Origin of the sequence: Micromonospora siamensis (assembly GCF_900090305.1) — a bacterium.
Lineage (GTDB): Bacteria > Actinomycetota > Actinomycetes > Mycobacteriales > Micromonosporaceae > Micromonospora > Micromonospora siamensis.
This window is the reverse complement of sequence record NZ_LT607751.1, coordinates 3,722,481-3,744,657: the sequence shown is the minus strand read 5'-3', so window position 1 is coordinate 3,744,657 and position 22,177 is coordinate 3,722,481. Positions and strand designations below refer to the sequence as shown.

The 22,177-nt window shown below is 73.6% G+C and carries 28 protein-coding genes and 1 riboswitch; of the genes, 14 read left to right on the top strand and 14 right to left on the bottom strand.

The features are described 5' to 3' along the window. Nucleotides 1-13 precede the first annotated feature (13 nt). Genes pip through GA0074704_RS17365 form a run of 3 tightly spaced genes read right to left on the bottom strand, consistent with a single transcriptional unit; the run spans nucleotide 14 to nucleotide 2,751 of the window. Nucleotides 14-961: a prolyl aminopeptidase gene (pip, locus tag GA0074704_RS17375; RefSeq protein ID WP_088971476.1), complete on the bottom strand. Its 948-nt coding sequence runs from the start codon at nucleotides 959-961 to the stop codon at nucleotides 14-16. Nucleotides 962-1,018: 57 nt separating this feature from the next. Beyond that, on the bottom strand, nucleotides 1,019-1,801 hold the full coding sequence (locus GA0074704_RS17370) for an ABC transporter permease (RefSeq protein ID WP_088971475.1): 783 nt from the start codon (nucleotides 1,799-1,801) through the stop codon (nucleotides 1,019-1,021). Further along, nucleotides 1,798-2,751 (bottom strand): ATP-binding cassette domain-containing protein, encoded by a 954-nt coding sequence (locus GA0074704_RS17365; RefSeq protein ID WP_088973763.1) that lies wholly within the window; start codon nucleotides 2,749-2,751, stop codon nucleotides 1,798-1,800. The genes GA0074704_RS17370 and GA0074704_RS17365 overlap by 4 nt, the downstream gene beginning before the upstream one ends. 77 nt (nucleotides 2,752-2,828) lie before the next feature. Between GA0074704_RS17365 and GA0074704_RS17360 the strand changes: the two genes are divergently transcribed. Further along, nucleotides 2,829-3,623: a TetR/AcrR family transcriptional regulator gene (locus GA0074704_RS17360; RefSeq protein WP_088973762.1), complete on the top strand. Its 795-nt coding sequence runs from the start codon at nucleotides 2,829-2,831 to the stop codon at nucleotides 3,621-3,623. Between the two features lie 10 nt (nucleotides 3,624-3,633). Beyond that, nucleotides 3,634-4,143: a peptide deformylase gene (gene def, locus GA0074704_RS17355; RefSeq protein WP_088971474.1), complete on the top strand. Its 510-nt coding sequence runs from the start codon at nucleotides 3,634-3,636 to the stop codon at nucleotides 4,141-4,143. A 34-nt stretch (nucleotides 4,144-4,177) separates the two neighbouring features. Here the strand turns inward: def and GA0074704_RS17350 are convergent, their stop codons facing one another. Then, complete coding sequence (locus GA0074704_RS17350) at nucleotides 4,178-4,810, bottom strand: maleylpyruvate isomerase family mycothiol-dependent enzyme (protein ID WP_088971473.1); 633 nt, start codon at nucleotides 4,808-4,810, stop codon at nucleotides 4,178-4,180. Between the two features lie 106 nt (nucleotides 4,811-4,916). Here GA0074704_RS17350 and GA0074704_RS17345 point away from each other — a divergent pair, with 106 nt between their 5' ends. After that, nucleotides 4,917-5,903 carry a sigma-70 family RNA polymerase sigma factor gene (locus GA0074704_RS17345; RefSeq protein ID WP_231926504.1) on the top strand — a complete coding sequence of 329 codons (987 nt, stop codon included), beginning with the start codon at nucleotides 4,917-4,919 and terminating at the stop codon, nucleotides 5,901-5,903. On the opposite strand, the gene GA0074704_RS17340 is transcribed toward GA0074704_RS17345, so the two are convergent. Next, nucleotides 5,872-6,636, bottom strand: coding sequence for a GNAT family N-acetyltransferase (locus tag GA0074704_RS17340; protein WP_088971472.1), 765 nt, complete (start codon nucleotides 6,634-6,636; stop codon nucleotides 5,872-5,874). The genes GA0074704_RS17345 and GA0074704_RS17340 overlap by 32 nt on opposite strands. A 31-nt stretch (nucleotides 6,637-6,667) precedes the next feature. Continuing rightward, on the bottom strand, nucleotides 6,668-7,024 hold the full coding sequence (locus GA0074704_RS17335; protein WP_088971471.1) for a winged helix-turn-helix transcriptional regulator: 357 nt from the start codon (nucleotides 7,022-7,024) through the stop codon (nucleotides 6,668-6,670). A gap of 94 nt (nucleotides 7,025-7,118) precedes the next feature. Between GA0074704_RS17335 and GA0074704_RS17330 the strand changes: the two genes are divergently transcribed. Further along, nucleotides 7,119-7,718, top strand: coding sequence for a malonic semialdehyde reductase (locus GA0074704_RS17330; RefSeq protein WP_231926502.1), 600 nt, complete (start codon nucleotides 7,119-7,121; stop codon nucleotides 7,716-7,718). Nucleotides 7,719-7,755: 37 nt separating this feature from the next. On the opposite strand, the gene GA0074704_RS17325 is transcribed toward GA0074704_RS17330, so the two are convergent. Further along, nucleotides 7,756-8,529 carry a sulfite exporter TauE/SafE family protein gene (locus GA0074704_RS17325; RefSeq protein WP_269458901.1) on the bottom strand — a complete coding sequence of 258 codons (774 nt, stop codon included), beginning with the start codon at nucleotides 8,527-8,529 and terminating at the stop codon, nucleotides 7,756-7,758. A 196-nt stretch (nucleotides 8,530-8,725) separates the two neighbouring features. Between GA0074704_RS17325 and GA0074704_RS17320 the strand changes: the two genes are divergently transcribed. Continuing rightward, nucleotides 8,726-9,505: an endonuclease/exonuclease/phosphatase family protein gene (locus GA0074704_RS17320; protein ID WP_088971469.1), complete on the top strand. Its 780-nt coding sequence runs from the start codon at nucleotides 8,726-8,728 to the stop codon at nucleotides 9,503-9,505. Between the two features lie 123 nt (nucleotides 9,506-9,628). Then, nucleotides 9,629-9,901, top strand: a complete 273-nt coding sequence (locus GA0074704_RS17315; protein ID WP_088971468.1) for a hypothetical protein — start codon at nucleotides 9,629-9,631, stop codon at nucleotides 9,899-9,901. Between the two features lie 111 nt (nucleotides 9,902-10,012). Here GA0074704_RS17315 and GA0074704_RS17310 read toward each other — a convergent pair whose 3' ends face one another. After that, nucleotides 10,013-10,891, bottom strand: a complete 879-nt coding sequence (locus GA0074704_RS17310) for a bifunctional 5,10-methylenetetrahydrofolate dehydrogenase/5,10-methenyltetrahydrofolate cyclohydrolase (protein ID WP_088971467.1) — start codon at nucleotides 10,889-10,891, stop codon at nucleotides 10,013-10,015. A gap of 13 nt (nucleotides 10,892-10,904) precedes the next feature. Further along, nucleotides 10,905-10,985, bottom strand: a riboswitch (ZMP/ZTP riboswitch). A gap of 19 nt (nucleotides 10,986-11,004) precedes the next feature. Next, a complete protein-coding gene (locus tag GA0074704_RS17305) occupies nucleotides 11,005-12,015 on the bottom strand; it encodes a tyrosine-type recombinase/integrase (RefSeq protein ID WP_088971466.1) in 1,011 nt (336 codons plus the stop codon). Nucleotides 12,016-12,098: 83 nt separating this feature from the next. Here GA0074704_RS17305 and GA0074704_RS17300 point away from each other — a divergent pair, with 83 nt between their 5' ends. Then, complete coding sequence (locus GA0074704_RS17300) at nucleotides 12,099-12,662, top strand: AAA family ATPase (RefSeq protein WP_088971465.1); 564 nt, start codon at nucleotides 12,099-12,101, stop codon at nucleotides 12,660-12,662. An 80-nt stretch (nucleotides 12,663-12,742) separates the two neighbouring features. On the opposite strand, the gene coaD is transcribed toward GA0074704_RS17300, so the two are convergent. Beyond that, the gene (gene coaD, locus GA0074704_RS17295) at nucleotides 12,743-13,180 is read right to left on the bottom strand and encodes a pantetheine-phosphate adenylyltransferase (RefSeq protein WP_088973759.1); all 438 of its coding nucleotides are present in this window, start codon (nucleotides 13,178-13,180) and stop codon (nucleotides 12,743-12,745) included. Nucleotides 13,181-13,382: 202 nt separating this feature from the next. Between coaD and GA0074704_RS17290 the strand changes: the two genes are divergently transcribed. Then, nucleotides 13,383-14,804: an OFA family MFS transporter gene (locus GA0074704_RS17290; protein WP_088971464.1), complete on the top strand. Its 1,422-nt coding sequence runs from the start codon at nucleotides 13,383-13,385 to the stop codon at nucleotides 14,802-14,804. Continuing rightward, nucleotides 14,801-14,929 carry an MFS transporter small subunit gene (locus GA0074704_RS29675; protein WP_269458900.1) on the top strand — a complete coding sequence of 43 codons (129 nt, stop codon included), beginning with the start codon at nucleotides 14,801-14,803 and terminating at the stop codon, nucleotides 14,927-14,929. The genes GA0074704_RS17290 and GA0074704_RS29675 overlap by 4 nt, the downstream gene beginning before the upstream one ends. Nucleotides 14,930-14,984: 55 nt before the next feature. Here the strand turns inward: GA0074704_RS29675 and GA0074704_RS17285 are convergent, their stop codons facing one another. Next, nucleotides 14,985-15,713 (bottom strand): SDR family NAD(P)-dependent oxidoreductase, encoded by a 729-nt coding sequence (locus GA0074704_RS17285; protein WP_088971463.1) that lies wholly within the window; start codon nucleotides 15,711-15,713, stop codon nucleotides 14,985-14,987. A 75-nt stretch (nucleotides 15,714-15,788) separates the two neighbouring features. Between GA0074704_RS17285 and GA0074704_RS17280 the strand changes: the two genes are divergently transcribed. From GA0074704_RS17280 to GA0074704_RS17265, 4 genes are all read left to right on the top strand, one after another. After that, complete coding sequence (locus GA0074704_RS17280; RefSeq protein ID WP_088973758.1) at nucleotides 15,789-16,628, top strand: patatin-like phospholipase family protein; 840 nt, start codon at nucleotides 15,789-15,791, stop codon at nucleotides 16,626-16,628. Nucleotides 16,629-16,703: 75 nt separating this feature from the next. Then, nucleotides 16,704-17,159 (top strand): peroxiredoxin, encoded by a 456-nt coding sequence (locus GA0074704_RS17275; RefSeq protein WP_172880601.1) that lies wholly within the window; start codon nucleotides 16,704-16,706, stop codon nucleotides 17,157-17,159. Between the two features lie 67 nt (nucleotides 17,160-17,226). Next, entirely contained in the window at nucleotides 17,227-17,922 is a 696-nt protein-coding gene (locus tag GA0074704_RS17270; protein WP_088971461.1) for a hypothetical protein, read from the top strand. 59 nt (nucleotides 17,923-17,981) lie between these two features. Then, complete coding sequence (locus tag GA0074704_RS17265) at nucleotides 17,982-18,821, top strand: alpha/beta fold hydrolase (protein ID WP_088973757.1); 840 nt, start codon at nucleotides 17,982-17,984, stop codon at nucleotides 18,819-18,821. A gap of 84 nt (nucleotides 18,822-18,905) precedes the next feature. Here GA0074704_RS17265 and GA0074704_RS17260 read toward each other — a convergent pair whose 3' ends face one another. Continuing rightward, nucleotides 18,906-20,108 (bottom strand): GNAT family N-acetyltransferase, encoded by a 1,203-nt coding sequence (locus GA0074704_RS17260; RefSeq protein WP_088971460.1) that lies wholly within the window; start codon nucleotides 20,106-20,108, stop codon nucleotides 18,906-18,908. A 39-nt stretch (nucleotides 20,109-20,147) separates the two neighbouring features. Beyond that, nucleotides 20,148-20,567, bottom strand: a complete 420-nt coding sequence (locus tag GA0074704_RS17255) for a MarR family winged helix-turn-helix transcriptional regulator (RefSeq protein WP_088971459.1) — start codon at nucleotides 20,565-20,567, stop codon at nucleotides 20,148-20,150. A 102-nt stretch (nucleotides 20,568-20,669) separates the two neighbouring features. Here GA0074704_RS17255 and GA0074704_RS17250 point away from each other — a divergent pair, with 102 nt between their 5' ends. Beyond that, the gene (locus tag GA0074704_RS17250; RefSeq protein ID WP_088971458.1) at nucleotides 20,670-21,107 is read left to right on the top strand and encodes a hypothetical protein; all 438 of its coding nucleotides are present in this window, start codon (nucleotides 20,670-20,672) and stop codon (nucleotides 21,105-21,107) included. A 68-nt stretch (nucleotides 21,108-21,175) separates the two neighbouring features. Here GA0074704_RS17250 and cydB read toward each other — a convergent pair whose 3' ends face one another. Continuing rightward, on the bottom strand, nucleotides 21,176-22,174 hold the full coding sequence (gene cydB / locus GA0074704_RS17245) for a cytochrome d ubiquinol oxidase subunit II (RefSeq protein ID WP_088971457.1): 999 nt from the start codon (nucleotides 22,172-22,174) through the stop codon (nucleotides 21,176-21,178). Nucleotides 22,175-22,177 lie beyond the last annotated feature (3 nt).

Below are 22,177 nucleotides of genomic sequence, written 5' to 3'. Positions count from 1 at the left end.
GGGCCGTGCGGGGTCAGTGCCCGGCGAACTCGTCCAGGGCCGCCACGACCGCCTCGGTCATGCCGGCCCCCATGCCGTGCCCGCCGGTCTCGACGATCACCAGCCGGGCGTCGGGCCAGGCTCGGGTGAGCTGCCAGGCGATGTCCGGTGGCCCGCTGACGTCCAGGCGGCCCTGCACCAGCACCCCGGGGATGCCGGCGAGTTTCCCCGCGTCGCGCAGCAGCTGCCCGTCGGGCAGGAACCCCAGGTTGGCGAAGTAGTGGGTGACCAGCCGGACGAAAGCGGCCCGGAACACCGGGTCGGCGAAGCGGGCGCTGGGCCGGTGCCCCTCGGCGAGGCTGACGTGCACGTCCTCCCAGTCGCACCAGTGACGCTCGGCCCGCTCCCGCACCGCCGGGTCGGGGTCGGCGACCAGCCGGGCGTAGGCGGCGGACAGGTCACCGTCCCGGTCGGCCTCGGGCACCCCGTCGCGGAATCGGGCCCACTGCTCGGGGAAGATCCGCCCCATGTCACGGGTCACCCAGTCGATCTCGCGGCGGGTGTTGGCGACCACGCTGAACAGCACCAGCGCGGTGACCCGCCCGGGGTGGCGAGACGCGTACGCCAGGGCCAGCGACGACCCCCACGACGCGCCGTGCAGCAGCCACCGGTCGACCCCCAGGTGCTCGCGCAGCAGCTCCATGTCGGCCAGCAGGTGGGCGGTGGTGTTGACCGACAGGTCCACGGCCGGGTCGGCGGCGTGCGGGAGGCTGCGCCCGCAGCCCCGCTGGTCGAACAGGACGATCCGGTAGGCGGTCGGGTCGAACATCCGCCGCCAGCCGGGGGTGGCCCCGGAGCCGGGGCCGCCGTGGACCACCAGGGCGGGCCGCCCGTCGGGGTTGCCGCAGGTCTCCCAGTAGATCCGCTGACCGTCGCCGACGTCGAGCAGGCCGTGCGCGTACGGCTCGATCGGTGGATACACGGCCGGGCTCCCTCTGGGGTGGACACGACGACACCGCCACGCTAGTGCCGGCGGCGCTCACCGGTCCAGCCGCTGCCAGCGGCGTACGGCCAGCGGGCCGGCGACGGCGATGACCGCCAGCGGCCAGGCCACGGCGAGGGCGACGGCGTGCCGGGCGGTGAACCCGTCACCGCCCCAGCCGGGGTTGCCGAACAGTTCCCGGCAGGCCGCGACGGTGACCGACAGCGGGTTGTACGCGGCGACGGAGGCGAGCCAGCCGGGCATGGTCTGCGGGGCGACGAAGGCGCTGGAGGCGAAGCCGACCGGCCAGACCAGGATCTGCAACGCCACCACCGAGTCGGGGGCGCGCAGCAGCAGCGCCAGGTGGATGCCGACGACGATCATGGCCAGGCGCAGCAGCAGCAACAGTCCGACCGCGGCCAGGGCCCGGCCGGCGCCGTCGTGCGGCTGCCAGCCGACGGCCAGCCCGCAGGCCAACATGACGGCCAGCGCCGCGACGGCGTGCAGCGCGTCGGCGGTGGCGCGACCGGCGATCACCGCGCCCCGGGCGACCGGCAGGGACCGCAGCCGGTCGGTGACGCCACGGGCGGCGTCGGTGGTCACCGCGGTGTAGGTGGTCTCGACGCCGAAGAGCATGGTCATGGCGAACAGGCCGGGCAGCAGGAACTCGCGGTAGTCGCCGCCGCCGGGCACCACCATCGCCCCGCCGAGCAGGTAGCCGAACATCAGCACCAGCAGGATCGGGAACAGCAGGGTGACCAGCACGGGGGTGGGTTGCCGGCGCCAGTGGCGCAGGGCCCGCCCGGTGAGGGTGGCCGTGTCGGTCAGTGCGGTGGTCATCGGCCCACCGCCGTCGGGTCGGCGGTCAGGTGCAGGAACACCTCGTCGAGGGTGGGTCGGCGCAGCGTCACGTCGACCGCGGTGACCCCGGCGGCGGTCAGCGCGGCCAGTACCGCGCCGAGGGCGCCGACCCGGTCGGCGGCGGGCAGGCCCACCCGCAGCGCGTCGGGGTCGACCCGGGGTGTGACGCCGGTGGCCGCCGCGATGGCGTCGGCGGCGGTGACCAGGTCACCGGCGTGGTCGAGGAGCACCTCGACCCGGTCGGCGCCGAGGGCGCCGCGCAGCCGCTCGGGGCTGCCCTCGGCGACCACCCGGCCGTGGTCGACCACGACGACGGTGTCGGCGAGCCGGTCGGCCTCCTCCAGGTACTGGGTGGTCAGCAGGACGGTGGTGCCGGCGTCGGCCAGGGCCCGGACGGCGTCGTGCACGCCGGCGCGGGCCCGCGGGTCCAGGCCGGTGGTGGGCTCGTCGAGGAAGAGCACCGGTGGGTCGGCGACCAGCGCGGCGGCCAGGTCGAGGCGGCGTCGGGTGCCCCCGGAGTACGTGCCGGCGGGCCGGTCGGCGACGTCGGTGAGGGCGAAGCGGGCCAGCAGCTCGTCGGCGCGGGTCCGGGCCCGGGCGGGGGAGAGGCGGTGCAGCCGGCCGAAGAGCAGCAGGTTCTCCCGGCCGCCGAGGACCTCGTCCACGGCGGTGTGCTGCCCGACCAGGCCGATGCGGGCGCGGACCTGCCGGGGCGCGGCGCGGACGTCGTACCCGGCGACCCGAGCCTCGCCGGCGTCGGGTCGGGTGAGGGTGGCCAGGACGCGTACCAGGGTGCTCTTGCCGGCGCCGTTGGGGCCGAGCACCGCGCAGACCACCCCGGCGGGGACGGTCAGGTCGAGCCCGGCCAGGGCCTGGGTGTCGGCGTAGCGCTTGCGCAGGCCACGCGTGGCGATGATCGGTGCGGGCATGCACCGCTCCCTTCCCCCGTCGATGTCGTACGGCGTACCGTACACCATACGATAGGCGGGTCGGTAGGGTGACCGGCATGAGCGTCGAGTACAGCGGCACCGGGGACCCCGCCCGCAGCCTCGCCCTGCTCTGGCGTACCCGGGAGAAGGCCAGCCGCCGCGGCGGCGACCTCGGTGTCGGGCGGATCGTGGCCGCCGCCATCGACGTCGCCGACGCCGAGGGCCTGGCCGCGCTGTCCATGCGCCGGGTCGCCGAGCGGCTCGGGGTGGGCACCATGTCCCTCTACACCCACGTCCCCGGCAAGGGTGAGCTGCTCGACGTCATGCTCGACACCGTGCACGGCGAGACCACCCGCCCCACCGACACCGCCGGCGGCTGGCGGGACCGGCTGACCCGCGTCGCCCGGGACAACCGGGCGCTGTACCTGCGCCACCCGTGGCTGCTGCAGGTCGCCACCACCCGCCCCCCGCTGGGCCCCAACGTCACCGCCAAGTACGAGCACGAGTTGTCCGCCGTCGACGGCATCGGCCTGACCGACCTGGAGATGGACGCCGTGGTCACCCTCGTGGACAACTACGTCCACGGCGCGGTCCGCGCCGCCGTGGAGGCCGCCCAGGCCGCCGGTCGCACCGGCATGACCGACGAGCAGTGGTGGCAGGCCCACGCCCCCTACCTGGAGAAGGTCCTCGACCCCCGACGCTTCCCCCTCGCCGCCCGGGTGGGCACCGCCGCCGGGCAGGAGTACCAGGCTCCCGGCGACCCCGACCGGGCCTTCGAGTTCGGCCTGCAACGCCTCCTCGACGGCGTGCAGGTCCTCGTCGACGCGCGCGGCGGCCCGGGTGGGCCACCAACGCCGGTAACGAGCGGTTAGCCTTCCCGGCATGACTATGCGCCCGATCCGGATCATCGGCGACCCCGTTCTGCGCACCCCGTGCGAGCCGGTGACCAGCTTCGACGCCGACCTGCGCGCCCTGGTCGGCGACCTGATGGACACGCTGCTCGGCGCGCCCGGCCGGGCCGGGGTGGCCGCGCCGCAGATCGGCGTCGGCGCCCAGGTGTTCGTCTACGACGCCGACGGGCACCGCGGCCACATGATCAACCCGACGATCGAGCTGTCCGAGGAGACGCAGGACGACGAGGAGGGCTGCCTGTCCATCCCCGGCCTGTACTTCCCGACCCCCCGGGCCATGCACGCCACCGTCAACGGCTTCGACCAGCACGGGGAGCCGCTGACCATCTCCGGCAGCGGGTTCCTCGCCCGCGCCCTGCAGCACGAGACCGACCACCTGCACGGCCGGCTCTACGTCGACACGCTGCGCGGCGAGGGCCGCCGGCGGGCCCTGCGGGAGATCCGCGCCGGCCGGTTCGACTCCCCGAGCCGCCGCCGCTGACCCCACCCGGGCCCACGGGCTCGGGACCCCCGGCTCAGGGCTCCTGGGTGAAGCGGGCCGCCGCGTCGCCGTCGAGCCGGCCCGCCGGCAGGCGGCGCCCGCAGACCACCAGCAGGAGGTCCTGCGCCAGGCCCCGCACCGGCGTGCCGGCGCCGTGGCCCCAGTCGAGGTCGGTGGCCTGCAACCGCACCCCGGTCAGGTCGGTGCCGAAATAGGCCAGGGCGCGGGGCCGCATCCCGGCCAGCACCAGCGCCATCCGCTGCGCCGGCACCAGCCGGTCCAGTCCCAGACCCACGGTGATGTCCAGGCCGTGGATCACCTCGTGGGCCAACGCCCCGTGCGTACCGCCACCGGGCGGCGTCCACGGGTGGTCGACGGTGGCGCGGCGCACGGCCAGCAACTGCTCGGCCGACAACCGGGCGGCCTCCCGCCGCGCGTACCGGTCGGCCATCCGGTCGAACCGGCCCCGCGAGCGCGCCAGCTCCAGCAGCGTCCGCCCGGTCGACATCCGCAACGGCATGGTGACGTGGGCGACCACCTCACGCACCCGCCACCCGGCGCACAGCGTCGGCGCGTCCCACTGCCCCGCCTCGAGCGCGGCGAGCAGCCGCACCTGGTCGCCGCGCTCGGCCCGCACCGCCCGCCGCAGCTGGTCGTCTCCACCCATCGTGTCCTCCCGTCCTCGTCGCCGGGCACGTCGGGCCCGGCGACGAGAGATACGGATCGCGGCCGGGAAACTCATCGGCGTCGGCGCGGGTACGTATGGTGGGGCGGTGTCGCAGACGTCCACCGGTGACGCCCCGCCGTTCGAGTCGATGCGCGCCGAGCTGACCGGCTACTGCTACCGCATGCTCGGCTCACCCTTCGACGCCGAGGACGCGGTCCAGGAGACCCTGCTGCGGGCCTGGCGCGCCCGGGACCGCTACGACCAGCGGCGCGGCTCGACCCGGACCTGGCTGTACGCCATCGCCACCAACGTCTGCCTCGACCTGCTCCGGGGCGCCCGACGCCGGGCGCTGGCCATGGACCTCGGCCCGGCGGCGGAAGCCGCGACCGGCCTGGGCGCCACCGCACCCGAGCAGGCCTGGGTGCTGCCCGCGCCGGACAGCCGGCTGCTGCCCGCCGACGCCGGCCCCGAGCAGCTGGCCGTGGCACGGGAGACGCTGCGGCTGGCGTTCGTCGCCGCCCTGCAGCACCTGCCACCCCGCCAGCGGCCGGTGCTGATCCTGCGCGACGTGCTGTGCTGGCACGCGTCCGAGGTGGCGGCCCTGTTGGACTGCGGCGTCGCCGCGGTCACCAGTGCCCTGCAGCGGGCCCGGGCCACCCTGCGGGCGGTCGCGCCGGCGCCCACCCAGCCGCTGCCGCCGTTGGACGACACCCAGCGCACCCTGCTCGCCGACTACTGCGCGGCGTTCGAACGGCACGACGTCGACGCCCTGGTCCGTCTGCTGCACACCGACGCCACCATGTCGATGCCGCCGCTGCGGTGGTGGCTGCGCGGCCGCGACCGGATCCGGGCGGCGCTGCTGGACCCCGCCGGCTCCTGCGCCGACGCCCGGCTCACGCCCACCGCCGCCAACGGCCAACCGGCGTTCTGGCAGACCCGGCCCGGCCCCGACGGCCACCACACGCCGTTCGCCCTGGTGCTGCTCGACGTGGCCGGCAACCAGGTCACCGGCATCACCACGTTCCTCGACACCGACCGGCTGCTGCCGCTGTTCGCGCCGGCTACGGTCGCGGGCGCAGCCAGCACTCGGTGAACCCGGCCGCGTCGGTGAAGCCCAGCCGGGCGTACAACCGGCGGGCGGCCACGTTGTCGGCGCTGACGTTCAACGTCACGTGGTCGACGTGCGGGGCCAGCCCGCGGCACACCGCCGCCACCGCGGCGGCGGCCAGCCCACGCCCGCGTACCCGGGGATGGGTGGTCACGTTGCCCAGCGCCGCCACCCGGTAGGTGGGGGAGTGGACGTGCACCCCGGCCACCGCCACCAGCTCGCCGCCGTCGCGTACCCCCACGTAGTGCCCGGTGGCGAGCATCCGCGCGTCGAACCAGTTCCCCGGGTACGCCACGGCGTACAACGCCGTGAGCTCCGGCAGGTCCGCGACGGTCAGCGGCTGCCCGGCCGGGGTGACCCGGTCCAGCAGCCGCGGCGCGGTCAGCGCCATCCGCAGGTGCGGCCGCACCCGCGTCACGTCGAACGGGCCGGTGGACAGGCCGGGGGAGAGGTGCGCGTACAGCCGGGCCGGCAGCAGCGGCGTCAGGTCGGCCAGCAACGCCGACAGCGCCGGGATCCCGTCGGGGTCGGCGTGCGCGATCAGCACCGGGGTGTCGGTGCCGTGGTAGAGCAGCGCCACCTGGTCGTCGCGGCGGAACCAGGACGTGTACGGCCAGAAGAAGTCGTCCAGGTCGCCCAGCTGGTAGGCGTGCAGCACCGGGTCGCGGGTCAGCAGCTCGGCGAGCAGCGCCCGGTCGTGTTCGGCGCGTACCGGCATCGGTCCATGATCACACGGCCGGCCCGGCCGGTCAGCAGCCGCCGGCCGATGGCGCCGGCAGGTTCTCGTGCGCCCAGCGGGTCAGCGCGCGCAGAGCCGGCGCCAGCGCCGCGCCGCGCTCGGTGAGCTGGTAGCTGACCCCCACCGGCGGGCCCTCCCGCACGGTGCGGGACACCAGGCCGACCCGGGTCAGCTCGCCGAGCCGGTCGGAGAGCACCGACTCGCTGATGCCCGGCAGCGCCCGGGCCAGCTCGGCGAAACCGGCCGGGCCGCCGGCGAGAGTGCCCAGCAGCACGCCGTTCCACCGCTTGCCCAGGAACGCGAAGGCCCGGGCGAGTCCCTCGTCACACGTGCGGGGACCCGCGTCCGCCTCCAGCCTGGATGTCATTCCCCCAGGGTACGCGCTACGCTCACGAACCGAAGTACTACTAAAAAGCTAGCTGCTTCCGTACCTGAAGCAGCCCCCCTCCTTGGGAGAGACCGTGACCCACCCGATCACCCTGCACCCCGACGCGCAGGCGCAGCTGTTCACCGACGCCCGCACCGCCAACACCTTCACCGACGAACCCGTCACCGACGCCCAACTGCGCGCCATCTTCGACCTCGCCAAGTACCCGCCCACCGCCGCCAACACCCAACCCCTGCGGGTCCTGATCATCCGCGACGGCGAACCCCGCGAACGGCTCCTGACCCACATGGCCGAGGGCAACCGCGCCAAGACCGCCGCCGCGCCCGCCGTCGCCGTCCTCGCCGCCGACACCGACTTCCACGAACACATCCCGACGCTGTTCCCGATCCGCCCGCAGATGCGCGACGCCCTCGCCGACGACCCCGCCGGCCGCGAACAGATGGCCCGCTTCAACGCCACCCTCCAGATCGGCTACTGGCTGTTCGCCGTCCGCGCCGCCGGCCTCGCCGCCGGACCCATGGCCGGCTTCGACGCCACCGGCGTCGACAAGGAATTCTTCGCCGACACCACCTGGAAGTCCCTGCTCGTGGTCAACATCGGCAAGCCCGGCCCCGACGCCTGGTTCCCCCGCCTGCCCCGCCTCGACTACGACGACGTCGTCCGGCACGCCTGAACCAACCCGGCCGCCTGACCGACACCGCTGGTGCCGGTCAGGCGGCCCGCCACTGGTCCAGCCCCAACTTCACGATCAACGCCAGCACCACCACCAGTAGCACCACCCGCACAAAACCCGACCCGCGCTTCAACGCCATCCGCGCACCCAGCACCGCACCGGCGATGTTGCACACCGCCATCGCCGCACCCAACAACCACCACACATGCCCGGTCACCCCGAACACCACCAACGCACCCAGGTTCGTCCCCGCGTTCACGATCTTCGCCATCGCCGAACCGTGCAGGAAATCCGCACCCACCAACGCCGTGAACGCCACCACCAGGAACGTCCCCGTACCCGGCCCGATCAACCCGTCGTACAACGCGATCCCCACACCGGCCACCAGCACCGCCACCACCACCCGCACCCGGGCACGCCGGCCCGGCCGCGCCACCACCCCCACACTCGGACGCAGCAACACGAACAACGCCACCGACAGCAGCACCACCAACACCACCGGCCGGTACGCCGACGCCGGCACCGACCCCGCCAACACCGCACCCAACCCGGCCGCCACCACCGCCAACCCCGCCGACGGCCCCGCCACCACCCAGTCCACCCGGGTACGCCGGGCATACGTCACCGCCGCCGTACCCGTCCCCGCGATCGCCGCCAACTTGTTCGTCCCCAACGCCGTCGCCACCGGCAACCCGGGCGCCGCCACCAGCAACGCCGGCAGCAACAACAAACCACCCCCACCCACCACCGCATCGACCCAACCAGCCATGGCGGCCGCGGCGAGCAGGGCACTGACGGTCACGGAATCCACGGCCGGCCATTCTCCCCACCCACCAACACCCGCCGGCACCCCCTGTGGCCAGCCTCACCACCACCGAAGACCGCTCACCGCCCCCGCCGCCGACGCAGCCACAACCCCACCGACGCCACCGCCACGAACACCAGCACCGAACAGAGCAACACCTTGATCACCCGGCAACCCTGCCACGGCCACGTAGGGTGCAGAGGTGCGCCTGGCCACCTTCAACCTGCTGCACGGCAGATCCCTCACCGACGGCCTCGTCGACCCCGACCGGCTCACCGCCGCCGTCACCGCCCTCGACGCCGACGTCCTCGCCCTCCAGGAAGTCGACCGCGACCAGAGCCGCAGCGGCAACCTCGACCTCACCGCCATCGCCGCCCGCGCCCTGCACGCCCCCGAACACCGCTTCGCCGCCGCCGTCGTCGGCACCCCCGGCGAACAGTTCCGCCCCCTCCGCCACGACGACGACGGCCACGGCGAACCCTGCTACGGCATCGGCCTGATCAGCCGCCACCCCGTACGCACCTGGCAGGTCACCCGCCTACGCCCCGCACCCGTACGCTCACCCATCTACGTACCCGGCCCCGGCGGCGGCCTCATCCTGCTCCGCGACGAACCCCGCGTCGTCCTCGCCGCCGTCCTCGCCACCCCCCACGGCCCGATCACCGTCGCCGCCACCCACCTGTCCTTCGTCCCCGGCTGGAACGCCCACCAACTCCGCCAGGTCGTCCGCGCCCTGCGCGCCCTGCCCGCACCCCGCATCCTCCTCGGCGACCTCAACCTCCCCGCCGGCGCCGCCCGACTCCTCTCCGGCTGGCGCCCCCTGGGCCGCCGCCCCACCTACCCCGCCGCCGCACCCCGCGTCCAACTCGACCACATCCTCGCCGACCGCCACGACCTGCACCGACTCCCACCGGTCACCGCCGTCGACACCCCCCTGTCCACCATCTCCGACCACCGCCCCCTCCTGGTCGACCTCGGCTGAACCCAGCAACCTCCCAGCCCACCGCGCCACCATCGACCCACCCCCGGGCGGCACAACTCACCGAACCTCCCCACCCGACCCGCCACCCGTGGCAGCGTTGGCAGGACGAGGGGAGTGCCCGTCATGACACTGACCGGCGTACCGCTGCTGATCCTCACCGCGATCGCCACCGCAGCCGCCGCCACCGGCACCGCCGCCGGCTGGCACCGCCACCACCGCGCCCGGCTGCTGTTCCGCCCCGCCGCCGTGCTGCTCACCCAGGCCCTCGCCCTGACGCCTGGCGACTACGCCACCTACCCGCCCCGCCCGTCGCCCTCTACCTCGCCACCGGCCGCGCCGACCACGACAGCGCCAACGACGCCCGCACCCTCACCCGCCTCGCCCACCCACCCCTGACCGTCACCACCACCTACCTGCCCGGCGGCGGCCACAACGGCCCCACCTGGCAGGCCATGGAAGACCCCGCCTTCGACTGGCTCTCCACCTGGCTCGCCCGGCCGAACTGACTCAGGCCACCCCCGTCGACCGCCGGGCAGCCTCCAACGCGTTACGGAACAACATCGCCACCGTCGTCGGACCCACCCCACCGACCCGCGGCGTGATCGCCCCCGCCACCTCGGCACACGACTCGTCCACATCCGGCAGCAACCGGCGCCCCTCGTACCGCACCCCACCACCGACCACCACCGCACCCGGACGCACATGCTCCGGCCGCACGATCCCCGGCACCCCCGCCGCCGCCACCAGGATCTCCGCCCGCCGCGTGTACCTCGGCCAGTCCGCCACCCCGGTGTGCACCACCGTCACCGCCGCGTTCGCCGTCGGCCGCTTCTGCGCCAGCAACATCGCCAACGGCCGACCCAACGTCGCACCCCGTCCCAGGACGACCACCTCACGACCCGCCACCGGCACCTGATGGAACGCCAGCAACGCCTCGATCCCCGCCGGCGTACACGGCAGGGGACCCGGCAACCCCAACGCCAACCGGCCCATGTTCACCGGATGCAGACCGTCCACGTCCTTGTCCGGATCCAGCACCTGCAACGCCCGGTCGTAGTCCAGCTGCCCCGGAACCGGATACTGCACCAACACCCCGTGCACACCCCGGTCGGCGTTGAAGTCCGCCAACACCGCGTGCAGATCCGCCTGCGACGCCGACCCCGACAGCCGCACGTGCGGCGACGCGAACCCCAACTCCGCCGCCTGCCGTTGCTTGATCCGGATGTAACCCGCGCTCGCGTCGTCGTCACCCACCAGCACCGTCGCCAGCGCCGGCGTCACCCCCACCGCCCGCAGCCCGGAAACACCCTCGGCCACCTCGGAAAGGATCCGCTCGGCCACCGGCCCACCGGAAAGGACCCGCGCCGTCGTACCCGTCGAAGACATGGCTCACCTCGCGCGCGGAGGCCCAGGCGGTCGACCCCCGCGACGAGCTCCCCGATGGTCGATCCCATCCCCGGTGCCGCCAGTCGCAGTCCCACCCAGCCTAGCCACCCCCGCTAGCCCCGCTCCGGCACGACCCCACCCGCCAGCGCCGCCACCGCCGCGTTCGTCCGGTTGGACCGCACCGCCGCCCGCTGCTGACCCGCCGTCACCTCGATGTACGTCTGCGACGACGCCAACGACGCGTGCCCCAGCAACCGCATGATCTCCGCCGCGCTCGCCCCGTCCTCCGCCAGCCGGGTCGCGAACGTGTGCCGCAACGCGTGCAGCCGCGCCCCCCGCGGCACGCGGTCGCCCACCCCGGCCCGCCGGTAGCACGACTCCACCAGATACTGCAGACCACCACGGCGCAGCGGCTCGCCCTGCCGGTCCACCAGCAACGGCGACTCCGGCCGGACACTGCGCCCCCCGAAACGCCGCCGCCGGCTGTCCAGATAGCCCTCCAGCACCCGGTCGACCCCCGCCTCGATCGGCACCGTCCGTGGCCGGCCACCCTTGCCGGACACGTCGACCCGCCGCTCACCGGCCCGGCCGGCCAGCGACCCGACCCGCAGCGCGAGCAGCTCCGACAGCCGCAACCCGGCGCACAGCGCCAACGCCAGCACCACCAGGTCCCGCTCCGGCCAGGGGTCGCGCTGGCGGCCCTGTTCCCGAGCCACCGCGGCCAGCAGCTCCTCCGGGGTGTCCTCACCCCGCAGCGGCTTGGGCTGGGGGAGCGGGGCCCGGGGGCGCCCCACGGCGGGCATCGGATTGCCGGCCACGACCCCCTCTGCGACCAGGAAGGCGAAGAAACTGTTCCAGGTGGACCAGGCGCGGTGCACGGACGCGGCGGCTCGGGGAGCGGCGAACCGGGCGAACGCCGCGCGCATCACCCGGGGGGAGAGGGCGCCGACCGGGAGGTCGTCGAGGGGGAGGGGAGTGGCCCCGTCGTCGGCGATCAGGCAGGCCACGATGGTGAGGTCCCGCCGGTAAGCCGCCAGGGTGTGCGGGGAGGGCTTGCGGGTGGCGCGGGCGGTCAGGAACTCCTCGATCAGGCACCGTACCGATTCGTCCGCTTTGTCATGCATAAGGGATATTATGCATGATTTTCGGGTTCCGGTCGACCGGGCGGGGGATCCATGACCGCCGACCGGTCGGGGAGAGTGGGCGCATGATCGACCACACCCGTCGGTACGTCCTCACCGGAGCACCGGGCGCCGGCAAGACCAGCCTGGCGCAGCTGCTGGCGCGGCGGGGGCACCTGGTCGTCGCCGAGGCGGCCACGGACGTGATCGCCCGCCGCCAGCGCCAGGGCTGTCCCGAGCCCTGGCAGGAGGGCGACTTCGTCGACCTGGTCGCCCGGGAGCAATGCCGCCGCCAACGCGCGGCCGGGTCGGGAGGTACGCAGCTCTACGACCGTTCGCCGCTGTGCACCCTGGCGCTGGCCCGGCACCTGGGCCGGCGGGTGACCCCGGAGCTCGCCGCCGAGCTGCTCCGGATCCGCCGGGAGGCGGTCTACGACCGTCGGGTGTTCCTGGTCGAGCCGATCGGCTTCGTCACGCCGACCGCGGCCCGCCGGATCGGCTACCCGGAGTCGCTGGCCTTCGCGCGGGTGCACGAGCAGGTGTACGCCGAGCACGGCCACCTGCTCGTGCCGGTGCCGCCGGGCACCGTGGCGGAGCGCGCCGACCTGGTCGAGTGGGACCTGCGCCGCTGGGCCGAGGATCCGGCGTGAGGGAGGGCCGGAACCGGCCTACTTGACATAATGTGCATTATCGAATCCGCGCCTGGGCGTGCTGACGAGGGGAAACGCGCCTAGGTCGCCGTCGCCCGCACGGCGGTCGAGGAAACCGTCGCCAGTTCCGGGCGGGCCGGCAGGAACACCGTCGGGACGCCGAGCGTCTCGTTCATGGCCGCCAGCCGGCTCTCGTGCTCCGCGTCCGACGCGTTGCGTACGCCCCGGACGATCGCCGTGGCTGCGTGCAGACGGCAGTAGTCCGCGGTCAGTCCGCTCCACGCCACCACCGTGACGTTCCGCCAGTCCGCTGGCAACGCGGCCCGGATCTCCCGCGCGCGCTGCTCGCCGGTCCTGGTGGGTTGCTTGCCGGCGTTCACCGCGACCAGCACCGTCACGTGGTCGAACAGGCGCCGGGACCGGTCGACGAGGTCCCGGTGGCCGGCCGTGAACGGGTCGAACGTGCCGGGATAGACGCATCGGGAGCGTCGGGGGCCGGTCGCCGGCGGGTCAGGCATCGACACATGCTATCCGCCGGCCAGGAGGTGGGAATGATGCCGGCGTGTGGGATCGGTGTGACGCTCGGTGCCGGCGGTGGTCGTGGGATTGCCGTTCGGCTCATTTTTCGGACCGTCGGGCGCTGACGAGGTTTGGCGGTGCCCATCGAAGCGGGCATGAAGCCGGGAACGAATCTCGCATCTCCGGAGAGGAAGCAGCCTGATGCTTTCCGCGCTCGATCGGCGGCACACCGTCGCGCCGCCCGGCTACAGTCGCTGGCTGATCCCGCCGGCGGCGTTGGCCATCCACCTGTGCATCGGGCAGGTGTACGCGACCAGCGTGTACAAGAACTCCCTGATCGCCCACTTCGACGCCAGCCAGACGGCGGTGGGGATCATCTTCAGCATCGCGATCGTGATGCTCGGGTTGTCGGCCGCGGTGGCGGGCACCTGGGTGGAGGCCAACGGGCCGCGCAAGGCGATGTTCGTGTCGGCGTGTTTCTGGGCGACCGGTTTCCTGGTGGGTTCGCTGGGCATCGCCACGAAGCAGTTGTGGCTGCTCTACCTCGGGTACGGGCTGCTCGGCGGGATCGGCCTGGGGATCGGGTACATCTCCCCCGTCTCCACGTTGATCAAGTGGTTCCCGGACCGGCCGGGTCTGGCGACCGGGCTGGCGATCATGGGTTTCGGTGGTGGGGCGATGGTGGCCTCTCCCCTGTCCCGGCAGCTGCTGTCGTTCTACGACCCGGCCTACGACCCGTCGAACGCGGGTTCGGTGGCGTCGGGCAGTGCGCTGGTGTGGCTGTTCGTGACGTTGGGTCTCGGCTACTTCGTGGTCATGATGTTCGGGGTGTTCAACGTGCGGGTGCCGGCCCCGGACTGGAAGCCGGCCGGGTTCGACCCGTCGCGGGTGGCGGCGAAGCCGATGGTGACCACGGCGAACGTGTCGGCGGCGAACGCGCTGCGGACCCGGTCGTTCTGGCTGCTGTGGGTGGTGCTGTTCTGCAACGTGACCGCCGGGATCGGCATCCTGGAGCAGGCCAGTCCGATGATCCAGGACTTCTTCCGGGACGGTCGGACGTCGGCGGTGACGGTGGCGGCGGCCGGTGGGTTCGTGGGTCTGCTGTCGCTGTTCAACATGGCGGGCCGGTTCGTGTGGTCCTCGACGTCGGACGCGATCGGTCGTAAGCCGATCTACGTGGTGTACCTGGGCGTCGGGATGGTGCTGTACACGTTGCTGGCGTTGTTCGGGCAGACCGCGACGGCGCTGTTCGTGCTGCTGGCGTGCGTGATCATCTCCTTCTACGGTGGCGGGTTCGCGACGGTCCCGGCGTACCTGCGGGACCTGTTCGGCACGTACCAGGTGGGCGCGATCCACGGGCGGTTGCTGACGGCGTGGTCGGCGGCCGGGGTGGCCGGGCCGCTGATCGTGAACGCGTTCCTCGACGCGCAGGGCAAGCCGGGCACGTTGACGGCGTCGGCGTACCGGCCGGCGTTGTTCACGATGGTGGGCGTGCTGGCGGTGGGGTTCGTGGCGAACCTGCTGGTGCGGCCGGTGCCGGAGCGGTTCCACGAGCCGACCGGTGGTCGGGGTGACGGTACGGGTTCGGAGCCGGTGGCGGCGGAGAGGAGCGGTACGCGATGAACGACGAGGTGTCCCGGGGCGGCCAGACGGTCCGGTTGTGGGTGTCGTGGCTGGTGGTCGGGTTGCTGCTGGGTTACGGGGTGGTGCAGACGCTGATCACGGCGGCGAAGCTGTTCACCCACTGAGCGGGCAGGGCGAAAAAAAGGGGGGCGCTCCGGCGTCCCCCTTTTTTGTGCGTGCTCAGAGGCCGCCGGCGACGCGCAGCACGGTGCCGGTGGTGTACGAGGCGTCGGGGCCGAGCAGCCACGCGATGGCGGCGGCGACCTCGTCGGGTTCGCCGGCGCGGCCGAGTGGGATGCGGGCGGCGGCGGAGTCGGCGCGGTCGGGTACGCCGGAGGTGGCGTGGATGTCGGTGCGGACGATGCCGGGTGCGACGGCGTTGACGCGGATGCCGCGGGGGGCGAGTTCCTTGGCGAGACCGACGGTGAGGGTGTCGGTGGCGGCCTTGACGGCGGCGTAGTGGATGTACTCCCCCGGGCTGCCGAGGGTGGCGGCGGCGGAGGAGATGTTGACGATGGCGGCGCCGGTGGTCATCCGGCGGACGGCGTGTTGGGCGCAGAGGACGTACCCGATGAGGTTGACGTCGACGACGTGGCGCAGGTCGGTGTGGGTGAGGTCGGTGAAGGGGCCGATCGGGCTGGTGACGCCGGCGTTGTTGACCAGGCCGGTGAGGGGGCCGAGGTCGTCGGCGGCGGTGAAGAGGCGGGCGACGTGGTCGGGGTCGGTGGTGTCTGCGGCGACGGTGACGGCGCGGCGGCCGGTGGCGTGCACGGCGGCCAGGACGGTGGCCGCGGCGGCGTGGTCGGTGCGGTAGCCGAGGACGAGGTCGTGGCCGGCGTGGGCGAGCCGGCGGGCGGTGGCGGCGCCGATGCCGCGGCTGGCGCCGGTGATGACGGTGACCGGGCTCAATGTGCCTCTCCCCCGTGCGGTGTTCAGCGGTGACGCTACCGTTTCGGACACTGACGGTGGGAGAGGGTGGTCGGTGTGACGCGTGCGTTGGTGCTGGGCGGCGGTGGGGTGACCGGGGTGGCCTGGGAGTGGGGGCTGATCGCCGGGTTGGCGCAGCGGGGGGTGTCGCTGGACGCGGCGGACGTGGTGGTGGGCACGTCGGCGGGGTCGGTGGTGGGGGCGCAGTTGCGTTCGGGTGAGCCGGCGTCGCGGTGGTACGACGCGGAGCGGGCCGGTGGGTCGGGATCGGGTGAGGTGAGTGCCCGGTTCGGGGTGGCGCAGGTGGCGCGGTTGGTGTGGGCGGGGTCGTGGACGCGGGACGAGCGGCGGGCGCGGGCGCGGATCGGGGCGTTGGCGTTGGCGGCGCGGACGGAGCCGGAGGAGGTGCGGCGGGCGGTGATCGCGGCCCGGTTGCCGGGTTCGGGGTGGCCGGCGGGCCGGCTGTTGGTGACGGCGGTGGAGGCGTCCTCGGGTGAGTTCGTGGTGTTCGACGCCGGCAGTGGGGTGTCGTTGGTGGATGCGGTGGGGGCCAGTTGCGCGGTGCCGGGGGTGTGGCCGCCGGTGACGATCGGTGGGCGGCGGTACGTCGACGGTGGGGTGCGGTCGTTGGTGAACGCGGATCTGGCGGCTGGTGCGGATCGGGTGGTCGTGGTGGCGCCGGCGTCGTCGTCGTTCGGGCCGATGCCGAGGTTGTCGGCGCAGGTGGCGGGGTTGCGGGCGGCGGGTGCGCGGGTGGTGGTGGTGCGGCCGGACCGGGCGGCGCGGGCGGCGATCGGTCGTAACGTGCTGGATCAGGGGCGGCGGGCGGGTGCGGCGCGGGCGGGGTTCGCGCAGGCGGGTGTGGTGGGTGCGGCGGTGGCGGCGGTGTGGGGTTGACGCGTGTCAGTGTCGGTTCAGCGGGGGCGCGTACGCTGCGCGGCGTCGGTGTGGAGTGTGTGGAGGTGGTCGGGCGTGGCGGGTGTCGGTGATCTGGTCGAGGACTTCGAGTTGCGGGACGAGACGGGTGCGCCGCGGCGGTTGTCGGAGTTCTGCGCGAAGGGGCCGGTGGTGTTGTTCTTCTATCCGGCGGCGATGACGAAGGGGTGCACGGCGGAGTCGTGTCATTTCCGGGATCTGGCGGCGGAGTTCGCGGCGGTGGGTGCGCAGCGGGTGGGGATCAGCCGGGACGCTCCGGAGCGGCAGGCGGAGTTCTCCCGCCGGCATGGTTTCGACTATCCGTTGTTGTCGGACCCGGACGGGGTGGTGGCGCAGCGGTTGGGGGTGCGGCGGCGGTTGCCGTTGGGGCCGTTGAGCACGAAGCGGATGACGTTCGTGATCGGGCCCGATCGGCGGATCGTCGAGGTGATCCACTCCGAGGTGAGCATGAACGAGCACGCGGATCGGGCGTTGCGGGTCCTTGGGGGTTGATCTTCCTGCTGTCGGTGCCGGCTGGTATCAAGGCAGGTATCAGACACGTGTACGGAAGAGGGCTGTGATGGCGGGCCAGGGTTTGTCCGATGACGACGTACGTGCTCTGCGGGAGGCGGTGGCGGCCGGCCGGAAGCCGAAGGTGGTGTTCACCGCCTCGGCGGGTCAGATCTCCGGTCAGGTGGGGCAGGTGGTGGAGTTGACCGATCCGGCCGGCTCCGACGAGTTCGTGGTGGTGCGGTTCGGCCGCGACGAGTTGCCGTTCTCCCCCGCGGATGTGGCGATCGCGCCGCGGGGTGCGGGGCGTAAGCCGGTGGCCGAGGCGAAGCCGGAGCCGGAGCCGGAGGCTGCGGTGCAGCCGGCGGTGGTGGAGCCGGAGTTCGTGTTGGACCGGCCGCGGGTGCCGGCGCCGCGGCGGGAGGAGCCGAGCGTGGAGCAGCAGCAGGAGCGGCCGGCGCCGCGGCGGGCGGTGAAGTCGGCGAAGCCGAAGGGTCCGGCGGGGTTGACGGTGACGTTGGCGTACGCCGACGGCGAGTGGACGGTGGCGGCGCAGCAGGGCGCGAAGGCGCTGGCGAAGCCGTACGTGGTGAAGCCGGCGGAGGCGTTGAAGATGGTGGCGTTGGTGGACGTGGCCGGGGTGCGGGAGGCGGTGGAGCAGATCCTGTCCGCCGAGCGGGCCGAGGCGGAGCAGCAGGCGCAGAAGCTGCGGGCGGAGTTGGCGGAGATCGAGGCGCGGTTGGCGGAGTTGCGCGAGGCGCACTGACCGGGTGGGCTCCGGATATCCGTTGCCCGGTGGGTGGGGCGGCTGTCAGGGTGGCGGCCATGCCGATCTTCAGCGCGTTCGACGGGACCGAGTTGGCCTATCACGGGTCCGGTCGGGGGCGGGTGTTGGTGTGTGTGCCGGGTGGGCCGTTGCAGGCGTCGGTGTACCTGGGTGATCTGGGTGGGTTGGCCGGGCATCGGCGGTTGGTGCGGTTGGACCTGCGGGGTACGGGTGACTCGGCGGTGCCGGCCGATCCGGGGTCGTACCGCTGCGACCGGCTGGTCGACGACGTCGAGGCGCTGCGGGTGGAGTTGGGCCTGGAGCGGGTTGACCTGCTGGGGCATTCGGCCGGGGCGAACGTGGCGGTGCGGTACGTACAGCGGCATCCGGAGCGGGTGGACCGGTTGGTGCTGGTGACGCCGAGCGTGTTCGGGGTGGGCATCGGTGTGGACGCCGACGTGCGGCGGGCCACGGCGGAGCTGCGCCGTGGCGAGTCGTGGTTCCCGTCGGCGTACGCGGCGCTGACGGCGATGCTGGCCGGTGATCCGCCGCCGGACGCCCGGGACCTGGTCACGCCGTTCTGGTACGGGCGATGGGACGAGCAGGCGCGGGCACACGCGGCGGCGGAGGTACGGCAGCGCAACGACGCGGCGGTGCCGTACTTCCTGGCCGATGGCGCGTTCGATCCGGCGGGGACGCGGGCGGCGTTGGCGGTGTTCGGTCGGCCGGTGCTGGTGCTGGCCGGGCAGGTGGACGTGAATTCCCCTCCCCCGGCGTTGGTCGAGTATGCCGCGCTGTTCCCGGACGCCCGGTTCGTGGTGCAGGCGGGTGCGGGGCACTTCCCGTGGCTGGACGACCCGGCGGGGTTCGCGGCGACCGTCGAGGCGTTCCTGGCCTGAGGGCGGCGCCCCTCGCCGGTCGGCGAGGGGCGCCGCCGTCGTGGCGGGCAGCGTCGGGTTGGCGGTGGGGAGGCGTGGTCGAGGTCAGAAGTAGTCGAGCAGTTGGGCGGGGCCACCGGCGGTGAGCAGGTCCAGGGCTCGGGGGTCGTGGCCGGGTGGGTGGTGCAGCAGGCCGGCCTGGGCGACGGTGCGGGCGTCGGCGGCGCCGGCGTGCAGCAGGGCGAAGCCGCGTGGGGTGAGCCGTAGCGCCGGGTCGGTGGTGGCGGCGGTGACCTGGGCGTGGCCGTCGGCGACGTCGAGGTGCCAGGCGCCGGTGTTCCAGGGGGCGAGGTCGTCGTCGACGGCGAAGTCGACCGTGCCGCGCGCGTGGGCCGGCCAGCCGCGGCTGGTCAGGGCGGCGGCGAGGTCGACCGGTCGGTGCATGAAGATGTCGCGGGAGTGGTCGCGGGCGGCGTCCAGTGGCAGCTGGGCGGTGACGGCGTCGCCGGGCAGCGGGCAGATCCGCAGGGTGGGGGTGACGCTGGCCCAGCCGCGCAGCACGCCGAGGAGTTCCCGGGCGGCGTCGGCGGTGGTGGCGAGCACGTCGCCGAGGGTGAGTATGGCGTCGGAGTGGTAGCCGCGGCCGCGGTCGTAGCTGGCGTAGCCGACGAGCCGTCCGTCGTGTTCGACCAGGGTGAGTCCGTCGTGGCCGAGGTCGTCGGCGGCGCGGAGGGCGGCGAAGTGGTCGTACAGGGCGCCGTCGCGGGTGAGTGGGCCGGCGCGGTGGGCGACGACCTGGGTGTAGAGGTCGGTGACGGCGGGCAGGTCGGTGGGGCCGCCGGGGCGGACGGTGAGGTGGGCGGCGGGCCGGTGTCGGGGCAGGGCCAGGGTGGGCAGGTCGAGCACGCGCAGCGCGCCGGTGACCTCCCAGCCGCAGGCCCGGTAGGGGGCGGCGACGGTCGGGTAGAGGGCGCTGATCGCGGCGCCGCGTTCGTGTGCGCCGCGCAGCAGGGTGGTGAGCAGGGCGCGGGCGATGCCCCGGCCGCGGGCCTCGGGTGCGACGGCGACCCCGGCGACGTCGGCGGCGGGTACCCGGCGGCCGTGCCACCACTGGTCGTGGTGCAGGTCGACGGCCCGGCCGACGAGCCGGCCGGTGTCGTCGAAGGCGCCGTAGCGGGTCATTCCGGGTGCCGGGGCGGTGGCGTGGGCGGGTGGCTGCGGGGCGGAGCCGAACGCGAGCCGGCCGAGTTGCCAGGCGTCGGTCAGCTCGTCGGGGGTGAGTTCCCGGACGGTGAGAGGCACCGGCACACCGTAGAGGGGGCGGCGCGGTGGTGGCACCGGGTTTTCTCAGCGCTGGTGGTGTTCGAGCAGGGCGGTGAGCAGGCGGGTGAGGTCGGCCCGGTCGGCCGGGGACAGCGGGGCGAGCAGGGTGTCCTGGATCTGGTCGAGGGTCGCGGTGAGGCGGTCCAGTTCGCGGCGGCCGGGTTCGGTGAGGGTGACGACGTTGCGGCGCCGGTCGTCCGGGTCGGGGGTGCGGCGGACCAGGTCGCGGGCGGCGAGTTCGTTGAGGGCGGCGACGACGTCGCTGCGGTCGATGCCGCAGCGACGGCCGAGGTCGGCCTGGCTGGCGGGGCCGTGTTGTTGCAGGGCGGCGAGCAGTCGGTAGTGGTAGCCGCGGGCGCCGTGGGCGGCGAAGCCGTCGTGGACGAGCCGGGTGGCGTGTGCGGCGACCTGGTTGATCAGCCAGCTCGGGGCGGCGGGTTCCATGCGGCGGACGCTACCAGAAATCGTTGGCGGGACCCACGATTCCTGTTACGTTGGTTGGGCCAACGTTGGTTCAGCCAACGGATTCGACGGAAAGGGGCTACCATGTCCACCCCTCCCCTGCTCAACGGCCAGGTGCTCGGCCAGGCCCATCACGCCACCCGGGCCGTGCTCGAACGCGAACTGACCGCGGTCGGGATCTCGTTTCCCCAGTCGGTCGCCCTGAACCTCGTCGCGGCCGAGGGCGGCGCGACGCCGCGGGCCGCCCTCGTGGCCGCGATGACCGTCGCCCTCAAGGCTGAGGAACCGCTCGTCACGGCCGCGATCGAGGAGCTGCTGGCCGCCGGCCTGCTCGCCGGCGGACGCAGGCTGGCGCTCACCGCAGACGGCCGCGGCGTCCACGAGCGGGTCCGTGCGGCGGTCTCCGCCATCACCACCCGTCTGTACGCGGACATCCCGGCGCACGACATGGCCGTCGCCGGCCGGGTACTGGATCTGGTGCGGCGGCGCGCCGACGCGGAACTGGCCGGCGCCGGCCGGTGAACGCCCAGCGGGGCCGGTGCGACCCCCTCGCACCGGCCCCGCTTCCCCTCGCGCCCCACGCGCGTCAATCAGTGTTGCGGAATGTTCTGTACCCCGATCCGGCGCCGGAACACCCAGTAGGTCCAACCTTGATAGGCCAGCACGATCGGGGTGAACACCACCGCCACCCACGTCATGATCTTCAAGGTGTACGGGGTGGACGAGGCGTTGCTGGCGGTCAGCGTGCCGGCCGCGTCCAGGGTGGACGGCAGCACGTTCGGGAACAGCGCCGCGAACAGGGTGGCCACGGCCAGGGCGATCGCCACGGCGGTGCCGGTGAACGCCCAGCCCTCCCGGCGTACCCGGGCGGCGGCCAGGCCGGCGACCAGGGCGAGGGCGGCGCCGACGGCGAGCACGACGGCGGCGGCGCTTGCGCGGATGGTCAACGTCCAGGCCAGGAAGGCCACCGCGACCACGGCCGTGCCGACACCCAGCTTCACCGCCAGGGCGCCGGCGCGCTCGCGGATCTCGCCGGTGGTCTTCAGGGCGATGAACACCGCGCCGTGGGTGAGGAACAGCGCCGCGGTGGTCACCCCGCCGAGCAGGGCGTACGGGTTGAGCAGGTCCACCAGGCCGCCGACGTACTCGTGGTCGGCGGAAAGCGGCACGCCGCGCAGGATGTTGGCGAACGCGACGCCCCACAGGATCGCCGGGACCAGCGAGCCGACGAAGATCGCGGTGTCCCAGCGGCGCTTCCAGGACGCCTCGGGCCGCTTGTGCCGGTACTCGAAGGCCACGCCGCGGACGATCAGCGCCAGCAGGATCAGCAGCAGCGGCAGGTAGAAGCCGGAAAAGAGGGTGGCGTACCACTCGGGGAAGGCGGCGAACATGGCGCCGCCGGCGGTGATCAGCCAGACCTCGTTGCCGTCCCAGACCGGGCCGATGGTGTTGATCAGGACGCGGCGTTGCCGGTCGTCGCGGCCGAGCACCGGCAGCAGCATGCCGACACCGAAGTCGAAGCCTTCGAGGATGAAGTAGCCGGTGAACAGCACGGCGACGAGGAGAAACCAGATGGTGGTCAGTTCCACGGG